This window comes from Solibacillus sp. FSL R7-0668, from assembly GCF_038006205.1.
GTDB lineage: Bacteria > Bacillota > Bacilli > Bacillales_A > Planococcaceae > Solibacillus.
Genome location: NZ_JBBOUU010000001.1, coordinates 1,928,825 through 1,946,021, shown reverse-complemented (window position 1 = coordinate 1,946,021; position 17,197 = coordinate 1,928,825). Strand labels below are relative to the sequence as shown.

Sequence of the window (17,197 nt, the reverse complement as noted above, 5' to 3'; positions counted from 1 at the left end):
ATATGAATTCTATTTCTATTGATATTGAAACATTTAGTAGTGCCAACCTTCAGAAGTCTGGAGTTTACCGTTATGCCGAGAGTGATGATTTTGAAATTCTACTATTTGGTTATTCGGTGGATGGCGGTGAAGTACAGGTGGTTGACCTTGCCAGTGGGGAGGAAATCCCCGATGAAATCATAAACGCACTTATGGATGATTTCGTTACCAAGTGGGCTTTCAATGCAATGTTTGAGCGTGTGTGTCTATCAAAATGGCTTAACCTTGCAGATTATCTTGATCCTGCATCCTGGAAATGTTCCATGATATGGTCGGCATATATGGGATTACCTCTTTCTTTGGAGGGAGTTGGTGCAGTTCTAGGTTTGGAGAAACAAAAGTTAACAGAGGGTAAAGACCTCATTAAATATTTCTGTACACCTTGCTCCCCTACTAAATCAAATGGTGGCCGAATTCGTAATCTGCCGGAACATGACGTGGATAAATGGGAGCGTTTTAAAGCATATAACCTTCGTGATGTAGAAGCCGAAATGTCAATACAGCAGAAGTTATCTAAGTTTCCAGTACCGGAGGCCATCTGGGAGGAATATCATCTCGACCAGGTAATCAATGACCGTGGCATTGCCATTGACATGACTTTCGTAAAACAGGCTGTTGCAATAGATGAACATTCCCGTAAAAAGCTAATGGCTTTAATGCAAGATATAACTAATTTAGAGAATCCGAACTCTGTACAACAAATGAAAGACTGGCTTGCCGATAACGGGCTAGAAACAGATACCCTTGGTAAAAAAGCGGTTGCTGAGATGTTAAAGACAGCACCTGAACCACTAGGCACTGTTTTGGAACTTCGGCAACAACTTGCAAAATCATCGGTGAAAAAATACACAGCAATGGAGAATGCGGTATGTAGTGACGGTCGTGCAAGAGGAATGTTTCAGTTTTACGGAGCCAACAGAACCGGCAGATTCTCTGGCAGGCTGATTCAGTTGCAAAATCTACCCCAAAACCATATGTCCGATTTGGAACAGGCTCGTGCTTTAGTTCGAAGCGGAAACTTTGATGCTCTTACTTTACTATATGATTCAATCCCAGAGGTACTGTCGGAGCTTATCCGTACTGCTTTTATACCACGAGAAGGTATGAAGTTCATTGTGGCAGATTTTTCAGCGATTGAGGCTCGCGTCATTGCTTGGCTTGCAGGTGAAAAATGGAGATTAGATGTATTCCAAAACGGCGGTGACATCTACTGTGCCAGTGCCTCTCAGATGTTTAATGTACCTGTTGAAAAGCATGGTGTAAACGGGCACCTTCGTCAAAAAGGGAAAATTGCTGAACTTGCTCTCGGTTACGGAGGATCTATTGGAGCATTAAAATCAATGGGTGCTTTAGAGATGGGAATTGAAGAAGAGGAACTTCAGCCTCTTGTAACGGCTTGGAGACAGTCCAATCCCAATATCACAAAATTGTGGTGGGATGTTAACCGTGCAGTAAAAACTTGTGTTAAGCAAAAAACTCCCACAGCGACACACGGCATTAAATTTATCTATCAAAGTGGAATGCTCTTCATTGTCCTTCCTTCTGGTAGACGGCTTGCCTATGTGAAACCCCGTATGGGAGAGAACGTGTTCGGCGGTGAGTCGGTTACTTATGAAGGTGTCGGTGGGACGAAGAAATGGGAAAGAATCGAAAGCTATGGACCCAAATTTGTAGAGAATATTGTTCAGGCAATCAGTCGTGACATTTTGTGTCATGCCATGCAGACGTTAAAGAATTGTTCTATTGTGGCTCATGTACACGATGAAATTATCATCGATGCGGATATGGGAATGTCACTTTCCGCTATTTGTGAACAGATGGCTAGGACACCAACATGGGCAAATGGCCTGTTACTTAGTGCTGATGGCTATGAGTGTCTGTTTTATCAAAAAGATTAAATTAATTGGTAATCGGATAATCGTGTGGGAGGAGGTTAAAAGACCTTCAATTTTTAAATAATGAAAACAGGATAGCACTTATTTTATGACCGGCACGTGCTATCTTGTTTGTTTAATAAACGCTCCATTTTTGTGGAATAAAGGGTTAAAATTCGAATCTTGAAGAAATATAGTGAAAGAACCGATTTTGACTCCTCTCTCTATAAAGTTAATAATAAATCAAGGGGTAAGACTAAATCTATTAAAAACACATGGGACAATAATTGATACATCGACCGATTAGCTTAATTGATTTTATTGCAGAGTGTCTCTAAATGATAACGAATAACTTCCTTCACCTTTTCTGGAGAGTATACATCAGGTCTTAATAAAGCATGAATCGACAATCCCTCTATTAATGCCGTTAACCTACTCTTTTCTAATTCTGCATTCATTGAATCTGATAATACGCCTTTTAGAGCTAAGATTTCAATCATTGAATTTGCTAATTCATATGTACCGTCCGTCATTTCATCTTTTTTGTCCTTTATTGTATCACTTGTAAGTGAACGTAATGCAAGAATCCACCAAACACTCGTTTCAATTTTCTTTTCTTCATCTATTGGTACTAGCTCTAATAAAACTTCTTCTACTGCCTGCACTGGGTTTTCTGACCATTCTATATTTTGAGAACGTTTTTTCCCTTCTTCTAAGTAGTAATTCATAATAAATAATAACATTTCATCTTGAGTTGAAAAATAATGTCTTAACGCACCAGAAGACATCCCTGCCTCAGCTGCAACTCTTCGTATAGACGCTTTCTCAACCCCTTCTTTCCCAATAATATTCCATGCAGCCTCAGCAATTTGTTTGCGCTTTTCATCATGATCAACAATTTTTGGCATTATAAAAATCACTTCCTTTATTTAGCACAGTGTGTTATTATCTTTTTATAGCACGATGTGTTAAATAGATAATACCACAACATTTAAAGGAGGACTAGTTTGTTTGATCGAAACTATTGAAGCATTGATGCCTTCTTCATCATTAGACATTTCTTCAGCATTAATGATTATTTTTTTGTGTGCTTTAATTGATATTTTAAGTCCCGGTGTACTGACTGTAACAGCCTATTTATTACTGACACAACCGAATCAGTTATCTTCTCGTTTATTTGTGTTTTTATTCATCACGCAGTTAGGCTATTTCATCACGGGTTTATTACTCTACTTTGGTGGAAATTCATTATTGAAGAGAATAGAACAATTGTCTCAGTTTGACTTTATCAATTGGTTTTATATCCTACTTGGAGCAGTTCTTGTTCTTATAAGCTTCAGTAAACCAAAAGAGACTACAAAAAAAACGTTTAATTTCATTTATCCCCAATAATACAACTATTAAAGGGATGATTATATTAGGGATCATTGTTTTCCTAATTGAATTTGTAACGGCACTGCCTTACTTCTATTCAATCTTTTTAATGTATCATCAAACAATTGAGACTACACCTGCTATCTTAATAATTATTGGATACAATCTAGTAATGGTGCTTCCTTCTCTATTTCTATTAGGGGTTAATATTATATTTAAAGAAAGGTTGCAACAAATTCTTGTTAAAATGAGGTCAAAATTAAATGAAGCTCCAATCTCTTCACTCTTGGTAGCGATAGGAGTCATAGGTGCAGTTTTTTTTAATATCGGTCTTAGAGGCATATTAAATTAGAAAAAATATTAAAGAGGTGTTCATCATGAAAGAAATTATCAGTGGACTCAGCCTACTTTTTATTATTCAGGGAGTAGGAGGATTAATCAATCATTTGACTAATGGAGGAAAAAGTTGGTTTTTAGTAAATTATATTGATGCGTTTCAAGGGTTGGAAATCGTTTTGGACATTGTATTTATTGCAGTTGGTGGGATCATAGCTTTAGCCACTCGTAAAATAACATCAAGTAAAAGCGATAAGTGAACGATGCAAAAATAAAAAATACAGAGTGAGAATTTCTCGCTCTGTATTTTTTATTTTAATTGATTCTCCTCAGACTCTACCAACCTTACTCATCCAGGTCATAGATAAAATATGATACCAAAATGACTGTTTTTCTCTTTTCCTATTAGCCCCAAATCACTATAGGCCTATTACTGTTTACGTTACCATTTCTTGTTTATCAATCTAGTCCGTTTGTTAAAGTAGAAAATTACTGAATCAACTGTTAAATCTATTTTACATACTCAAATTCCGAAAAACAATCGGATGTATAATTTATTTTTTTTAAATCCTCAACAATCATTACCTCCTGTGGCTATTAGGTAGAGGAACTTTCCTCTGACTATATTGCAGGAGGTAATTCGTATGGACGAATTAGTAAAAATCAATTATGAAAATCAACGACCAACCGTACTCGGTCGTGATTTACATGAAGCCTTGGATGTAAAGACCGCTTATAAAGATTGGTTTCCAAGAATGTGTGAGTACGGATTTGAGGAAGGATCAGACTTTAGCTCATTTTTGAGCGAAAGTACTGGAGGCAGACCAAGCATAGACCATCAGTTAACAATTGACATGGCAAAAGAGCTGTGCATGATACAGCGTACTCCTAAAGGGAAAGAGTGCCGTCAATACTTTCTTGAAATAGAAAGAAGATGGAATTCCCCAGAAGCGATCATGGCAAGGGCACTTCAGATTGCCAATCAACAGCTAACTCAAGTAAGGAAACAAAATAAAATGCTTGAAGGTACGATTGCTGTTCAGATTCAGCAAATTGCAGAAATGAAACCGAAAGTGTCTTATTACGATGTGGTTTTAAATTGCAAAGACCTCATTTCCACATCAGCAATCGCCAAAGATTACGGTAAGTCAGCTATTTGGATGAACCGCTATCTTAATAAAAAGGGCATCCAATTTAAACAAGGCGGCATTTGGCTTTTATATCAGAAGTATGCGGAAAAAGGTTACACCAGCACTAAGACTCATAGCTACCTTGGCAGTAATGGGCAACAGCATACAAAGGTCCATACATATTGGACACAAAAAGGCAGACTCTTCATTTACGAACTGATGAAGGCAGACGGTATTTTGCCACAGATAGAAATGGAGGGTGTGTAATGGGAATCAACAAATTTAACCATGAAGGATACCATGACCCAACTCCCCATGAAGCACTGACCAACATAATGAGAAAGGAAAAGGCAGAGAAAAAATCTGCCTTTAAGCCGCTTGTATATATCTGTTCTCCCTATTCCGGTGATGTAGAAGGAAACATTAAAAAGGCTCGCAGTTTTTGCAGGTTTGCTCTAGACCAAAACTGTATCCCAATTGCTCCCCATCTTATGTTTCCTCAGTTTATGGATGATGAAAATCCCGAAGAACGGGAGCTTGCCATATTTATGGACATCGTGCTTATGGGCAAATGCTCCGAGGTGTGGGTGCTGGGCAATACCATCTCAAGCGGTATGGCAAGGGAGATTGAAGTAGCCAAGAAACGCAGGCAAACGGTCAGGTATTTTAGTCCGGTGCATGAGGAGGTTGAAAGCTTATGAAAATTGCAGTGGGCAATAGCCGGATGGATAGAAAATGGAAAAACAAAGATATCTCCTGGGAGGATTTTTGCTCCCGTGTAAAGACAACCCAACGTACTACAGAAACGGTAGAAGAATATCGGAAACTTAAAAAAGGCCAGCAAGATGATATCAAAGACGTGGGTGGCTTTGTCGGAGGGCATTTAAAAGAAGGAAGGCGAAAGAAGGGCAATGTTTTATGCCGTTCTTTGCTTACCCTTGATATGGATTACGGTAGACCGGATATCTGGGAACAAATCAGTATGCTTTTCGACTACAAATGTTGCGTTTACTCCACCCATAAGCACACACCGGAAAATCCAAGACTCAGGCTTATCGTTCCCCTTGCTCGTGAAATCAGCGAAGAAGAATATGCAGCAGTTGGACGTATGGTGGCAAAAGAAATTGGCATAGATCTTTTCGATGATACGACATATGAAGCCCATCGCCTTATGTATTGGCCATCCACTTCCTCTAACGGTGAATTTGTCTACGAAGAGCAGGATGGAGCATTACTTAACCCGGATATTTATCTTTCAAAATATGAAAACTGGCGAGATACATCAACTTGGCCCGTATCAAGCAGGCAGTCTGAGGTTATTAATCGCAGTCTTAAAGAGCAAGCAGACCCGCTTTTAAAGGAAGGTGTGGTAGGAACATTCTGTCGTGCCTATCCCGTACGTGAAGCAATTGAGAAATTCTTAGGTGCAGTTTATGCCCCTTCTGCTATGGAAGGACGATACGATTATATTCCAGCTGATAGTAGTGCCGGTGTGATTATCTATGATGATAAATTCGCATACAGCCACCATGCTACAGACCCAGCAAGTGGATTACTCCTCAATGCTTTTGATCTCGTTCGTATTCATAAATTCGGTTCTTTAGATGATAAAGCTACTACCACTACAGCTCCTGGTAAGATGCCATCTTTTGTGGCAATGTGCGAGTTTGCTATAAAAGATGAAAGAGTAAAAGCTGAGTTTGCTAAGGAGAGACAGGCACAGGCTGAAGAGGAGTTTAGTGATGAGGATTGGCAGACAGCTTTGGAATTGGATAAGCAAGGCCGAATAAAAGACACACTGGACAACATCGTTTTGATTATTCGGCATGATAAGGAATTACAGCATATCGCTTTTAATTGCCACCGTGATGGTATTGATGCCAAAGGTGGTCTGCCTTGGGAACAGATCAAGGCGGGTTGGAATGATTCAGATAATGCACTTCTTAAAGTGTATTTAAGCAGCAAATACGGGGTCTATTCACCTACCAAGACCAAGGACGCTGTGTTAGCGGTAGCGGCTGAGCGAGCCTACCATCCTGTTAAGGAGTATCTGGACTCCCTGCCAAAATGGGATGGTATTAGCCGAGTAGAAAATCTACTAATTGATTATTTCGGTGCAACAGATAATTCCTACACAAAGGCAATTATTCGCAAAACGATGGTTGCAGCGGTAGCCCGTATTTATAGACCAGGTACAAAGTTTGATAGTGTTCTAATCTTAAACGGTCCTCAAGGTATCGGTAAGTCAACCTTCTTTGCGAAGCTTGCAGGGGATTGGTTTTCAGATAGTTTGACCATTACGGACATGAAAGATAAATCAGGTGCTGAAAAACTTCAGGGATATTGGTTGTTAGAACTGGGTGAGCTTGCTGGAATGCGTAAGACGGATGTGGAGATTGTGAAGTCCTTTATTTCGAGGGCAGATGATAAATACCGTGCCAGTTATGGAGTCAACGTGGAAAGCCATCCCCGTCAATGCGTGATTGTAGGTTCTACCAATGCCGAAAGCGGATTTCTTCGGGATATTACGGGTAACCGTAGATTCTGGCCAGTCCGCATTAGTGGCAATAGTAAAAAGAAAGCTTGGCAGATGACCAAAGAGGAAGTACAGCAGATTTGGGCAGAGGCACTAGTTCTTTATGAGAGGGGTGAAAAACTCTACCTTGAAGGTGATGATGTATCCATGGCAACTAGTGAACAGGCAGATGCCATGGAAACAGATGAACGAGAAGGACTAGTTCGTACTTACTTGGATACGCTCTTGCCGGATGATTGGGACACGATGTCTTTGTACGAGCGTAGAAATTTCCTCGGCGGTAGCGAATTTGGCGGCGGCACCCGTGTTGGAACAGTAAAAAGAACCCTTGTCTGTAATATGGAAATTTGGTGTGAGTGTTTCGGTAAAGAGGCATCAATGCTAAAGCCTTCAGATTCCTATGCCATCGGTGGCATTATGAGAAAGATCAGTGAGTGGAACAAGTACACTGGGAACAAGAATGGTGTTGTAACGTTTCCTGTCTACGGAAAGCAACGAGCTTATTCCCGAGCCGAGGAACAACGCTAAGTTGTCCCTTACTCTGTTCCCATACTGGTTCTTTACGTAAAGCTAGTAACGATAAGGAAAATCAACGGTTCGGAACAAGTGGAACAAGAATTATCCTATTTATTTATAAATAGTAAAAAGAAGTAATAGTAGCCTGTGCATACACGCATACGCGCGCGTATAGGAAAATTGGGTCAAAGTTGTTTTCTTGTTCCGAGCCTTTTTATATGGGAGGTATTTATGCTTGAAAAATATATAGAAAAGAAACTGGTGGCTGAGGTAAAAAAGATGGGAGGCATTGCAGCAAAGTTTGTTAGTCCGGGTTTGGATGGGATGCCAGACCGCCTAGTGCTTTTACCACTTGGAAAGATGGCATTTGTGGAATTAAAGGCTCCCGGAAAGAAACCTCGCCTGTTACAGATTAGAAGAATAAAGCAATTACAGAAGTTAGGCTTTACCTGCTATGTCATTGATGATGTTAAGCAGATTGGAGGGATACTGGGTGAAATACAATCCTCATAAATATCAGACCTATGCAACCAACTTCATACTTGAGCATCCCATTGCTGCGGTGTTTTTAGAAATGGGTCTTGGCAAAAGCGTCATTACTCTAACTGCTATATTTGACCTATGTCTTGATCGTTTTGAAGTTGGAAAGGTTCTGGTTATTGCTCCACTTCGGGTAGCAAGGGATACTTGGCCAGCTGAGATAAATAAGTGGGAGCACTTGAAAGGACTAGAGTATTCGGTAGCCATCGGAACAGAACAGGAGCGGTTGGCAGCTCTTAGGAAACCTGCAAGTGTCTATCTTATAAACAGAGAAAATGTGGACTGGTTGGTAAACAAAAGTGGCATCCCTTTTGACTATGACATGGTGGTAATCGATGAGCTATCATCCTTTAAATCCTATGGTGCAAAAAGATTTAAAAGTTTACTAAAAGTAAGGCCGAGGGCAAAACGGATCGTGGGTCTTACGGGTACACCATCCAGTAATGGGTTAATGGATTTGTGGGCAGAGTTTCGTATTCTCGACATGGGTAAAAGACTCGGCAGATACATAACTCACTACCGCAATTCCTTTTTTACACCGGATAAACGTAATCAGCAAATCGTATTTTCATATAAACCATTGCCAGGTGCTGAAGATGCCATTTATCAGCTCATTTCGGATATTACCATTTCCATGAAATCAGTCGATTTTCTGAAAATGCCAGAGTGCGTGATCAATGAAGTACCAGTATATCTAAATGACAAAGAACAATCCGTATATGATCACTTTCGTGAAGAGATGGTTATTGAATTTGCTGATGAAGAAATAGATGCCATGAATGCAGCCGTCCTTTCAGGCAAACTCCTGCAAATGGCAAATGGTGCGATCTATGATGATGATAAAAATCCTCATATTATCCACGACCGCAAGCTAGATGCTCTTGAGGATTTAATTGAAGGTACTAACGGAAAACCTGTGCTTATTGCCTATTGGTATAATCACGATTTAGAGCGTATTAAGGCAAAATTCAATGTACGAGAAATTAAGACTTCCAAGGATATTAAGGATTGGAACAACGGCGATATTTCTGTAGCGGTTATCCATCCTGCATCAGCGGGACACGGCCTTAACTTACAAAGTGGTGGTTCAACGCTTATCTGGTTTGGACTTACTTGGAGTCTGGAACTCTATCAGCAAACCAATGCGAGACTTTGGAGACAAGGACAAAATGAAACCGTGGTTATCCATCACATTATTACTAAAGGCACGATTGATGAAGATGTTATGAATGCTTTGAAGAAAAAGGAAAAGACACAGTCCGACCTTATCAATGCTGTCAAAGCAAATCTTGGGAAAGAGAGGGATGCTGTATGATGGATGCATTTGAAAAACTGGCGAATGCCATTATTCTACAGGCAGTTAAAGATTATCGTTTTGCACTGAAAAGACTAGCAAAACACCCTCGCAATGATTCTGCTTTATATACAAAACGTGAGGTTGAGTGCTTCTTTCATTCTGAATTGTTCAATGTCCTCACCTCTCTAAACCCTGACATGTTAATTCAACAACTACAAGAGGAGGTGGTGCGATGATGACAGCTAAGGAATTCTTAAAACAGGCTTACCGTTTGAATGAATTGATTAACTCCGACCTTGAAGAGTTGCAAAACTTAAGGGATTTATCAAGAAGTGTTTCATCCCCTGTGCTTGATGAGAAAGTCAGTCGAACCAAGAGTACTGACCCACCCTTTGAAAAATATGTGATTAGGATAATAGATTTGGAGCAACAGATACAACATGAGGTTGAGCGATTAATAAAGCTTAAATCAGATATCCGTGAAGCGATTAACCAGATGGAAAATGTGGATGAGACGCTGCTTCTTCGCTACCGATACATTAACTTTCTTAACTGGGAAGAAATCTGTGTCAACCTTAATGTTTCTATGAGAACCGTACACAGACTCCACTCATCCGCTTTGCAACATTTAAAGGTTCCAAAATAAAAAGGAGTAACCGGAAAATAGTGCAGGAAGAGGGTTAAAAGGCCCTCTTCACCATTACCTTAGTCATTGTATGAAAATTACAGTGATTTAAATAATTAGTTTCTCCTTTTTAATGATTATTAAATTAAAATGAGCTGTCAAAACAACAACTCATTGCTTACCCACTTTGAATACCGACCTAATGCATGATCTCAGTATAAACTTTTACAGTTTTCTGGTAGTTTGAAAGGATTTTCTTTATTGATACGCTCATAAAACATAATTCCATTTAGGTGATCTATTTCATGTTGAATAACAATAGAGGAATAGCCATTGAGTTTTAATATTATTTCTTCTCCTTCTAAATTAAACCCTTTCACTTTAATTCTCTCATATCTTGGTACGAACCCATTTATATCTCGATCAACAGATAGGCACCCTTCACTTGGTGGTAAGTAAATCATAGAAACGGAATGGCTAATAATTTTTGGATTAATAAGGGTATATTCATGTTCTTTCCCCATCTCGTCAGTGAAATACGCTACAAACATTCGCTTATTCAAGCCAATCTGATTCGCGGATAATCCAACTCCTCCACGTAATTTATATTTTTTGGATAGAATGGGGTCTTGACTATTTTTTAAGAAATTCATCATACTAGTTAATGTTTCCTTATCTTCCTCAGGGGGAGGTACCATCACTTCCAGTGTTGGTCGATGTAAGATATCATTACCTTCCCTTACAATATCTTTCATTGTTATTATATAATTTGAATGAAATTTATTCATAAATAAACAATTCATCTACCTTTACTTTTAACGTTTTTGATAATTTGAAAGCCAGTTCCAGTGTGGGATCATATTTATCATTCTCTATACAATTTATTGTTTGTCTAACAACTCCACACTTCTTAGCAAGTTGCTCTTGTGTTATCCCCAATTTGTTCCGTATTGCTTTAATTTTATTTTTCAACAGTATCACCTATGTCAAAGATATTGGACATTGTTATTATAACAATTACAATAAACATGTCAATAACTTTGGATATTTTTGAAAATATCTATTGGTGGTTTTTGTACGCAGTAATCTGAATGCTCGCAAAAAGTTGGCACACTGTGGCACAGTTTGGCATACGTTGACACTGTTTGTCCGTAGTGAAAGTTATATAATGGTAGTATGGAATATTAGAAAAAACAGAAGCCTTCACGGGAGCATCTCTCCTGCGAGGGCTTTTTCTATGGGCAAAAGGAGGTGCAGTATGCCAAAAAAACCTAAGCGTCCATGCTCTTATCCTGGTTGTCCAGAGCTGACTGACAGACGTTTTTGTGAAGAACATGCTAAAAAGGAAGCCGCACGGTATGAAAAGTACGACCGTGACCCAGCAACCCGTAAGCGTTATGGTCGTGCTTGGAAAAGGATACGTGACCGCTACATTGCAGCTCATCCTCTTTGTGAGGAATGTAAACGACAAGGAAAGCTGACCCCAGCAAATGAAGTCCATCACATTCTTCCTCTTGCAAGAGGAGGGACTCACGATAGAAGTAATCTGATGGCTCTTTGTACTCCTTGCCACTCTGCTATCACAGCAAGAGATGGAGACCGTTGGGGAACCCGGTAGGGGGAGTCAAATCTCCACAGCTTTTCATTTGTGTAACGGGCGTGGGGCAACGCGTGAAAATTCGCGGTTTCAAACGGGGTAATAGGCCCATCGATGAAAAGAGGTGAGTGAATGGCCAAAGATGGAACAAATCGAGGCGGCGCCCGTATAGGCTCCGGTCAAAAGAAAAAACCACTTGCTGACAAAATTGCAGAGGGAAATCCCGGTAAAAGAAAGCTTGAAGTTGTCGAGTTCAAGAATACTGCTGACCTGAAGGGACAGGAAATGCCAAAGCCAAGGGCCATGCTCTCCGCAGTGCAAAAGGATGGGAAAACCCTAGTAGCGAGTGAAATCTATGAAATTACATGGAAATGGCTTGAGGAGCGAGAATGTGCCCATTTGGTACTTCCACAGCTTCTAGAACGGTATGCCATGAGTGCGGCCAGATGGATACAGTGTGAGGAAGCGGTAACCGAGTTTGGTTTTCTAGCAAAGCATCCAACTACCGGCAATGCAATTCAAAGTCCTTATGTAGCGATGAGCCAGAGCTTTATGAGTCAGACAAACAGGCTATGGATGGAGATATATCAAATCGTTAGGGAGAACTGTGCTACAGAGTACTCTGGTTTAAACCCACAGGACGATGTGATGGAGCGATTGCTATCTGCCCGCAGAGGAAAATAAAGATGAGGAGATATGATGTAATGAGTAAGAGATATTTAACAGCAGAAAGTGTATGTGCTGGACATCCTGATAAACTATGCGACATCATTGCAGATAGCATTTTAGAAGCATGCCTACGTAAGGATAAGGCATCACGTGTCGCTTGTGAGGTAATGGCAACCAAGGGAAAAATTATCGTGGCGGGCGAGATCTCCTGCAGCGAGAAAGTGAATATTAGAGACATTGTAAAAACTGTACTGAAGGATGTGGGATACAACCCTCTAAAATTTTTGATTTATGTATATGTACATAATCAAAGTGTAGATATTGCGGCTGGTGTGAACATCGCACTAGAAGCACGAAATGGGATAAACGAACAGTACGGTTCCATCGGTGCTGGAGACCAGGGAACTATGTATGGTTATGCTACAAAGGAAACAAGAGAAATGCTTCCCCTACCTCTTGTGCTTTCCCACAGAATCGTAAAGAGACTGGATGATTGTCGCAAAGGAAAACTGATAAAAGGGATTCTTCCTGATGGTAAAGCACAGGTAACAGTGGAGTATGAAGATGACACTCCAGTAAGAATAAAGACGATTGTGATTTCTGTGCAGCATGATAAGAATAAAACGCAGGAAGAACTTAAGGCAGATATTCTTAACAATGTCTTATGGCAATGCTTTGAGGATTTCCCTTTTGATGATGAAACAGAACTTCTCGTCAATCCATCTGGTCAGTTTGTTCTTGGTGGACCCGCTGCCGACACGGGTTTGACTGGAAGAAAAATCATGGTCGACACCTATGGTGGACTTGCATCTCACGGAGGAGGTGCCCTTTGTGGTAAAGACCCAACTAAAGTTGACCGAAGTGGTGCTTACATGGCTCGGTATATTGCCAAGCATATTGTTTGGTGTGGTTATGCAAAGAAGTGTGAAGTGAGTATTTCCTATGCCATTGGTAAGGCAAATCCAGTAGCCTTTACTGTAAATACCCTTGGCACTGGAACTGTTTCTGATGAAATATTAACTCTTGCTTCTCAGGAGACTTTCAACTTAAGACCTGCGGCCATCATTGAAAAACTACGTCTTAGAAATGTGATTTATTCTGACACAGCGGCTTATGGTCATTTTAATAGTTGTCTTTTCCCTTGGGAGGATGTAAATAAATACAGTGAATTTAGAAAGGCGGTGGAAAAGTATGTTGATAGAGAAGATTAAAACGAAACAACTCATCCCCGCTGAATATAACCCAAGGAAGGATTTAAAACCTGGTGATCCGGAATATGAGAAACTTAAACGCTCACTTGAGGAGTTTGGATATGTAGAACCCGTTATATGGAATAAGACCACAGGCAGAGTTATCGGAGGGCATCAACGCTTGAAAGTCCTGCTGAGTATGGGCATGGATGAAATAGAATGCGTAGTTGTCGAAATGGATGAGCAAAAGGAAAAGGCCCTGAACATAGCACTTAATAAAATAAGCGGTGACTGGGATAGAGATAAACTGGCCCTTCTAATCACGGACCTAAACGCTTCGGACTTTGATGTGTCTTTGACTGGTTTTGATCCGGGAGAGTTGGATGATCTTTTCAAGGATTCCCTTAAAGATAAAATAAAAGAAGATGATTTTGATGTGGACAGCGAGCTGAAAAAGCCCGCTGTTTCTCATTTCGGGGATGTTTGGATACTTGGACGACATCGGTTGGTTTGCGGAGACAGTACAAAGAAAGACACCTTTGATGTCTTGATGGATGGGAAAGCTGCCAATCTAGTAGTTACTGACCCTCCTTATAACGTAAACTATGAAGGAACAGCCGGAAAAATTAAAAATGATAATATGGGAAACGAAGCGTTCTACGAATTTCTGCTTGCGGCATTACAGAACTCCGAAACGGCGATGGCGAAGGATGCTTCTATCTATGTGTTTCACGCCGATACGGAAGGCCTCAATTTTAGAAGAGCATTCTCGGATGCGGGATTTTATCTTTCAGGCACTTGTATTTGGAAAAAGCAGTCCCTTGTTCTCGGTCGCTCTCCTTATCAATGGCAACATGAACCGGTACTCTTTGGATGGAAAAAGAAAGGCAAGCATCTCTGGTATTCAGACCGCAAGCAGACCACCATCTGGGAGTTTGAGAAACCAAAGAAAAATAGCGACCACCCAACCATGAAACCAGTGGCACTTGTGGCATACCCCATTATGAATTCGAGCCTTAGTAACTGTATTGTGCTTGATCCCTTTGGAGGTTCAGGAAGTACACTGATTGCCTGTGAGCAGACAGATAGAATTTGTTACACCATTGAACTGGATGAAAAGTACTGCGATGTCATCGTGAAAAGGTATATTGAGCAAGTCGGAAATTCTGATGGTGTGTTTCTTTTAAGAGATGGTTCGAAATTCAGATATTGTGACCTACCGGAGGTGAATGAGGATGAGTAAATTGACACTTGGTTCCCTCTTTGATGGCAGTGGTGGTTTTCCTTTAGGTGGTTTGCTTTGTGGCATCGAACCGTTATGGGCATCTGAAATTGAGCCGTTTCCTATACGGGTTACGACTAAACGCATCCCTCAGATGAAGCATTATGGGGATATAAACAAATTGAATGGTGCGGAGCTTCCACCTGTAGATATCATAACTTTTGGCTCTCCCTGCACGGATATGAGTGTGGCGGGTAAAAGAGCCGGTCTGGATGGAGAGCAATCCGTCCTTTTTTATGAAGCAATCCGAATTATTAAAGAAATGAGGTGTAAGACCAATGGACAATATCCAAGGTACGCAGTCTGGGAAAATGTCCCCGGCGCATTCTCGTCAAATAAAGGAGAAGACTTCAAGGCAGTCCTCGAAACGGTCATCAGTGTCAAAGAGCCGAACGCCTCGGTGCCTTTACCTGAAAAAGGACGATGGCCTTACGCAGACATCTATATGGGAGACGGATGGAGTGTGGCTTACCGAACTATCGATGCGCAATATTTCGGAGTCCCCCAACGTCGTCGTAGAATCTACCTTGTCGCAGATTTTGCAGACAGAAGTGCCGGAGAAATACTATTTGAGTCCGAAGGCATGCCAAGGAATTTTACGCCGAGCGGCAGCCCGTGGCAAAGAACTGCCGACAATGCTAAAAACTGCACTGGAAAAACAGGCGATAGCATAACTTGCCTAAATGACCAAGGCGGAAGAGTGATGTCTGTTTCGAAGGATATTACAGCAACACTTCGAGCAGAGGAACATGGCCATCAGCCTTGCGTAATGCAGTCAAGCGGATTTTGCACCGAACACAGTGCCAAGAGTAGAAGTGTAGGATATGAGGAAGAACGCTCCCCTACCCTTAGAGCAGTTGTTGTTCCAGGTACAGTCATGTCCTTTGAACCAGGTGCGGTTTCACGTATTGGTGGTCATACAGATGAAAATTTAAGTGGATCACTTCGTGCAAGCATGGGAGATAATCAAACAGCTGTTGTAATAGAAAACTATCCAACTGATAGCCGTGTAAAACTCTCAGAGGATAATAAAGTACAGACGCTTACCTCTCGTATGGGAACTGGTGGAGGGAATGTCCCCCTTGTCATGAGCACTCCTAAAACGTTAAAAATCCGCTCCGGCTGTGAAGGCGGTGGCAAGGGTGCATTGATACAGGATGACAAGTCTGCAACTCTTGGATGCAATAATGATCAGACTGTTTTTGTGCCCACCGCATATGGCATCTGTTCTGATAAAAGCAATTCCATGCAGTCTAGCAATCCGCATAGCGGTATATATGAAGCGGATACTTCTCGGACCATTGATGCCAATGGGGGAAATCCGGGATGTAATCAAGGTGGTATTGCAGTGGTTGCTCTGCAAGGCTCGATGATTGGAAGAGAGGATAAAAACGGTCCCCAAGGAAGCGGTATAGATGAAGATGTTTCTTTTACGCTTAATACCGCTGATCGTCATGCTGTTGCCTATGCCATGACTACCGGAGCCTATGCACAGGTTGAAGAAGATAAAGCACCTACTCTATTGTCGAGAGATTATAAGGATGCCCCTGTTGTGACTCAGCCTTGTTACGGTATTGATAGGGCGGCTTTTAATCAAGGAAGGAATGCTCTATATAAACCTACTGTAGATGAAGAACAGCAACCTACGCTCACAGCAAAAGGTCCTGGAGCAGTGGCGCACCCAGCTTCGTTTTATCCTCAGATGAAAGCTGAAAGTCAATGCTACAGACAGGACGGTACATCAAATACGATTATCAATGGTACCAATCCAGGCTATCAAAATGGATTGGTTGAGCCGGACTATATTGTTCGAAGGCTTACGCCAACGGAATGTGCAAGATTGCAAGGTTTTCCCGATGATTGGTGCGATGATCTTGGTACGGAAAATCCTAAAGAAGATGAAATTTCATTCTGGACGCAGGTTTGGGAAACTCACCGCAAAATTATAGGTAAAAGCAAAAGGCCAAAAACAAGAAATAAGATTATAAAATGGCTTAACAATCCTCATTCCGATGCAGCTGAATATAAAATGTGGGGTAATGGCGTAGCACTTCCATGCGTTTGTTTTGTGCTGACTGGCATTGTGTTATCTACACAAAATACCGCCGATTAATGGAACCGTATTTTCAAACCGTATTTTCTACAGAAAGATGCTCTAAATGACTTGATATTAACAGCTTTTAGAGTGATAT

The 17,197-nt window shown here is 40.9% G+C and carries 17 protein-coding genes and 1 pseudogene; 15 read left to right on the top strand and 3 right to left on the bottom strand.

Annotation, left to right across the window (positions count from 1 at the left end):
• Positions 1-2: 2 nt before the first annotated feature.
• Positions 3-1,937, top strand: coding sequence for a DNA polymerase (locus MKX47_RS09490; protein ID WP_340773404.1), 1,935 nt, complete (start codon positions 3-5; stop codon positions 1,935-1,937).
• 284 nt (positions 1,938-2,221) lie between these two features.
• Here the strand turns inward: MKX47_RS09490 and MKX47_RS09485 are convergent, their stop codons facing one another.
• A complete protein-coding gene (locus tag MKX47_RS09485; protein ID WP_137743047.1) occupies positions 2,222-2,821 on the bottom strand; it encodes a TetR/AcrR family transcriptional regulator in 600 nt (199 codons plus the stop codon).
• Between the two features lie 127 nt (positions 2,822-2,948).
• Between MKX47_RS09485 and MKX47_RS09480 the strand changes: the two are divergent.
• The 9 genes and pseudogenes from MKX47_RS09480 to MKX47_RS09440 all read left to right on the top strand — a co-directional run bounded on the left by MKX47_RS09480 (position 2,949) and on the right by MKX47_RS09440 (position 10,288).
• A pseudogene (locus MKX47_RS09480) lies at positions 2,949-3,639 on the top strand (GAP family protein).
• A gap of 25 nt (positions 3,640-3,664) precedes the next feature.
• Positions 3,665-3,883, top strand: a complete 219-nt coding sequence (locus tag MKX47_RS09475) for a hypothetical protein (RefSeq protein ID WP_039236448.1) — start codon at positions 3,665-3,667, stop codon at positions 3,881-3,883.
• Between the two features lie 384 nt (positions 3,884-4,267).
• Positions 4,268-5,020 (top strand): phage antirepressor KilAC domain-containing protein, encoded by a 753-nt coding sequence (locus MKX47_RS09470; protein WP_340773394.1) that lies wholly within the window; start codon positions 4,268-4,270, stop codon positions 5,018-5,020.
• Positions 5,020-5,454, top strand: a complete 435-nt coding sequence (locus MKX47_RS09465) for a DUF7768 domain-containing protein (RefSeq protein WP_340773392.1) — start codon at positions 5,020-5,022, stop codon at positions 5,452-5,454. The genes MKX47_RS09470 and MKX47_RS09465 overlap by 1 nt, the downstream gene beginning before the upstream one ends.
• Positions 5,451-7,817: a virulence-associated E family protein gene (locus MKX47_RS09460; RefSeq protein WP_340773389.1), complete on the top strand. Its 2,367-nt coding sequence runs from the start codon at positions 5,451-5,453 to the stop codon at positions 7,815-7,817. Before MKX47_RS09465 ends, MKX47_RS09460 begins: the two co-directional genes overlap by 4 nt.
• A gap of 219 nt (positions 7,818-8,036) precedes the next feature.
• Entirely contained in the window at positions 8,037-8,318 is a 282-nt protein-coding gene (locus MKX47_RS09455) for a VRR-NUC domain-containing protein (RefSeq protein ID WP_276912864.1), read from the top strand.
• Positions 8,299-9,660 carry a DEAD/DEAH box helicase gene (locus tag MKX47_RS09450; protein ID WP_276912863.1) on the top strand — a complete coding sequence of 454 codons (1,362 nt, stop codon included), beginning with the start codon at positions 8,299-8,301 and terminating at the stop codon, positions 9,658-9,660. The genes MKX47_RS09455 and MKX47_RS09450 overlap by 20 nt, the downstream gene beginning before the upstream one ends.
• On the top strand, positions 9,657-9,878 hold the full coding sequence (locus MKX47_RS09445) for a hypothetical protein (protein ID WP_264371224.1): 222 nt from the start codon (positions 9,657-9,659) through the stop codon (positions 9,876-9,878). Before MKX47_RS09450 ends, MKX47_RS09445 begins: the two co-directional genes overlap by 4 nt.
• Entirely contained in the window at positions 9,875-10,288 is a 414-nt protein-coding gene (locus tag MKX47_RS09440) for a DUF1492 domain-containing protein (protein WP_340773384.1), read from the top strand. Before MKX47_RS09445 ends, MKX47_RS09440 begins: the two co-directional genes overlap by 4 nt.
• Positions 10,289-10,479: 191 nt before the next feature.
• Here MKX47_RS09440 and def read toward each other — a convergent pair whose 3' ends face one another.
• Positions 10,480-11,055: a peptide deformylase gene (def, locus tag MKX47_RS09435; protein WP_027625331.1), complete on the bottom strand. Its 576-nt coding sequence runs from the start codon at positions 11,053-11,055 to the stop codon at positions 10,480-10,482.
• Positions 11,048-11,239, bottom strand: coding sequence for a helix-turn-helix transcriptional regulator (locus tag MKX47_RS09430; RefSeq protein WP_027625332.1), 192 nt, complete (start codon positions 11,237-11,239; stop codon positions 11,048-11,050). The genes def and MKX47_RS09430 overlap by 8 nt, the downstream gene beginning before the upstream one ends.
• 286 nt (positions 11,240-11,525) lie before the next feature.
• Here MKX47_RS09430 and MKX47_RS09425 point away from each other — a divergent pair, with 286 nt between their 5' ends.
• The 5 genes from MKX47_RS09425 (at position 11,526) to MKX47_RS09405 (ending at position 17,118) form a co-directional block, all read left to right on the top strand.
• The gene (locus tag MKX47_RS09425; protein WP_163200643.1) at positions 11,526-11,885 is read left to right on the top strand and encodes an HNH endonuclease; all 360 of its coding nucleotides are present in this window, start codon (positions 11,526-11,528) and stop codon (positions 11,883-11,885) included.
• Between the two features lie 111 nt (positions 11,886-11,996).
• Positions 11,997-12,548, top strand: coding sequence for a P27 family phage terminase small subunit (locus tag MKX47_RS09420; RefSeq protein WP_042357509.1), 552 nt, complete (start codon positions 11,997-11,999; stop codon positions 12,546-12,548).
• A 20-nt stretch (positions 12,549-12,568) separates the two neighbouring features.
• A complete protein-coding gene (gene metK / locus MKX47_RS09415; RefSeq protein WP_148347959.1) occupies positions 12,569-13,744 on the top strand; it encodes a methionine adenosyltransferase in 1,176 nt (391 codons plus the stop codon).
• A complete protein-coding gene (locus tag MKX47_RS09410; RefSeq protein ID WP_340773370.1) occupies positions 13,725-14,966 on the top strand; it encodes a site-specific DNA-methyltransferase in 1,242 nt (413 codons plus the stop codon). Before metK ends, MKX47_RS09410 begins: the two co-directional genes overlap by 20 nt.
• Positions 14,959-17,118 carry a DNA cytosine methyltransferase gene (locus MKX47_RS09405; RefSeq protein WP_156986383.1) on the top strand — a complete coding sequence of 720 codons (2,160 nt, stop codon included), beginning with the start codon at positions 14,959-14,961 and terminating at the stop codon, positions 17,116-17,118. Before MKX47_RS09410 ends, MKX47_RS09405 begins: the two co-directional genes overlap by 8 nt.
• Positions 17,119-17,197 lie beyond the last annotated feature (79 nt).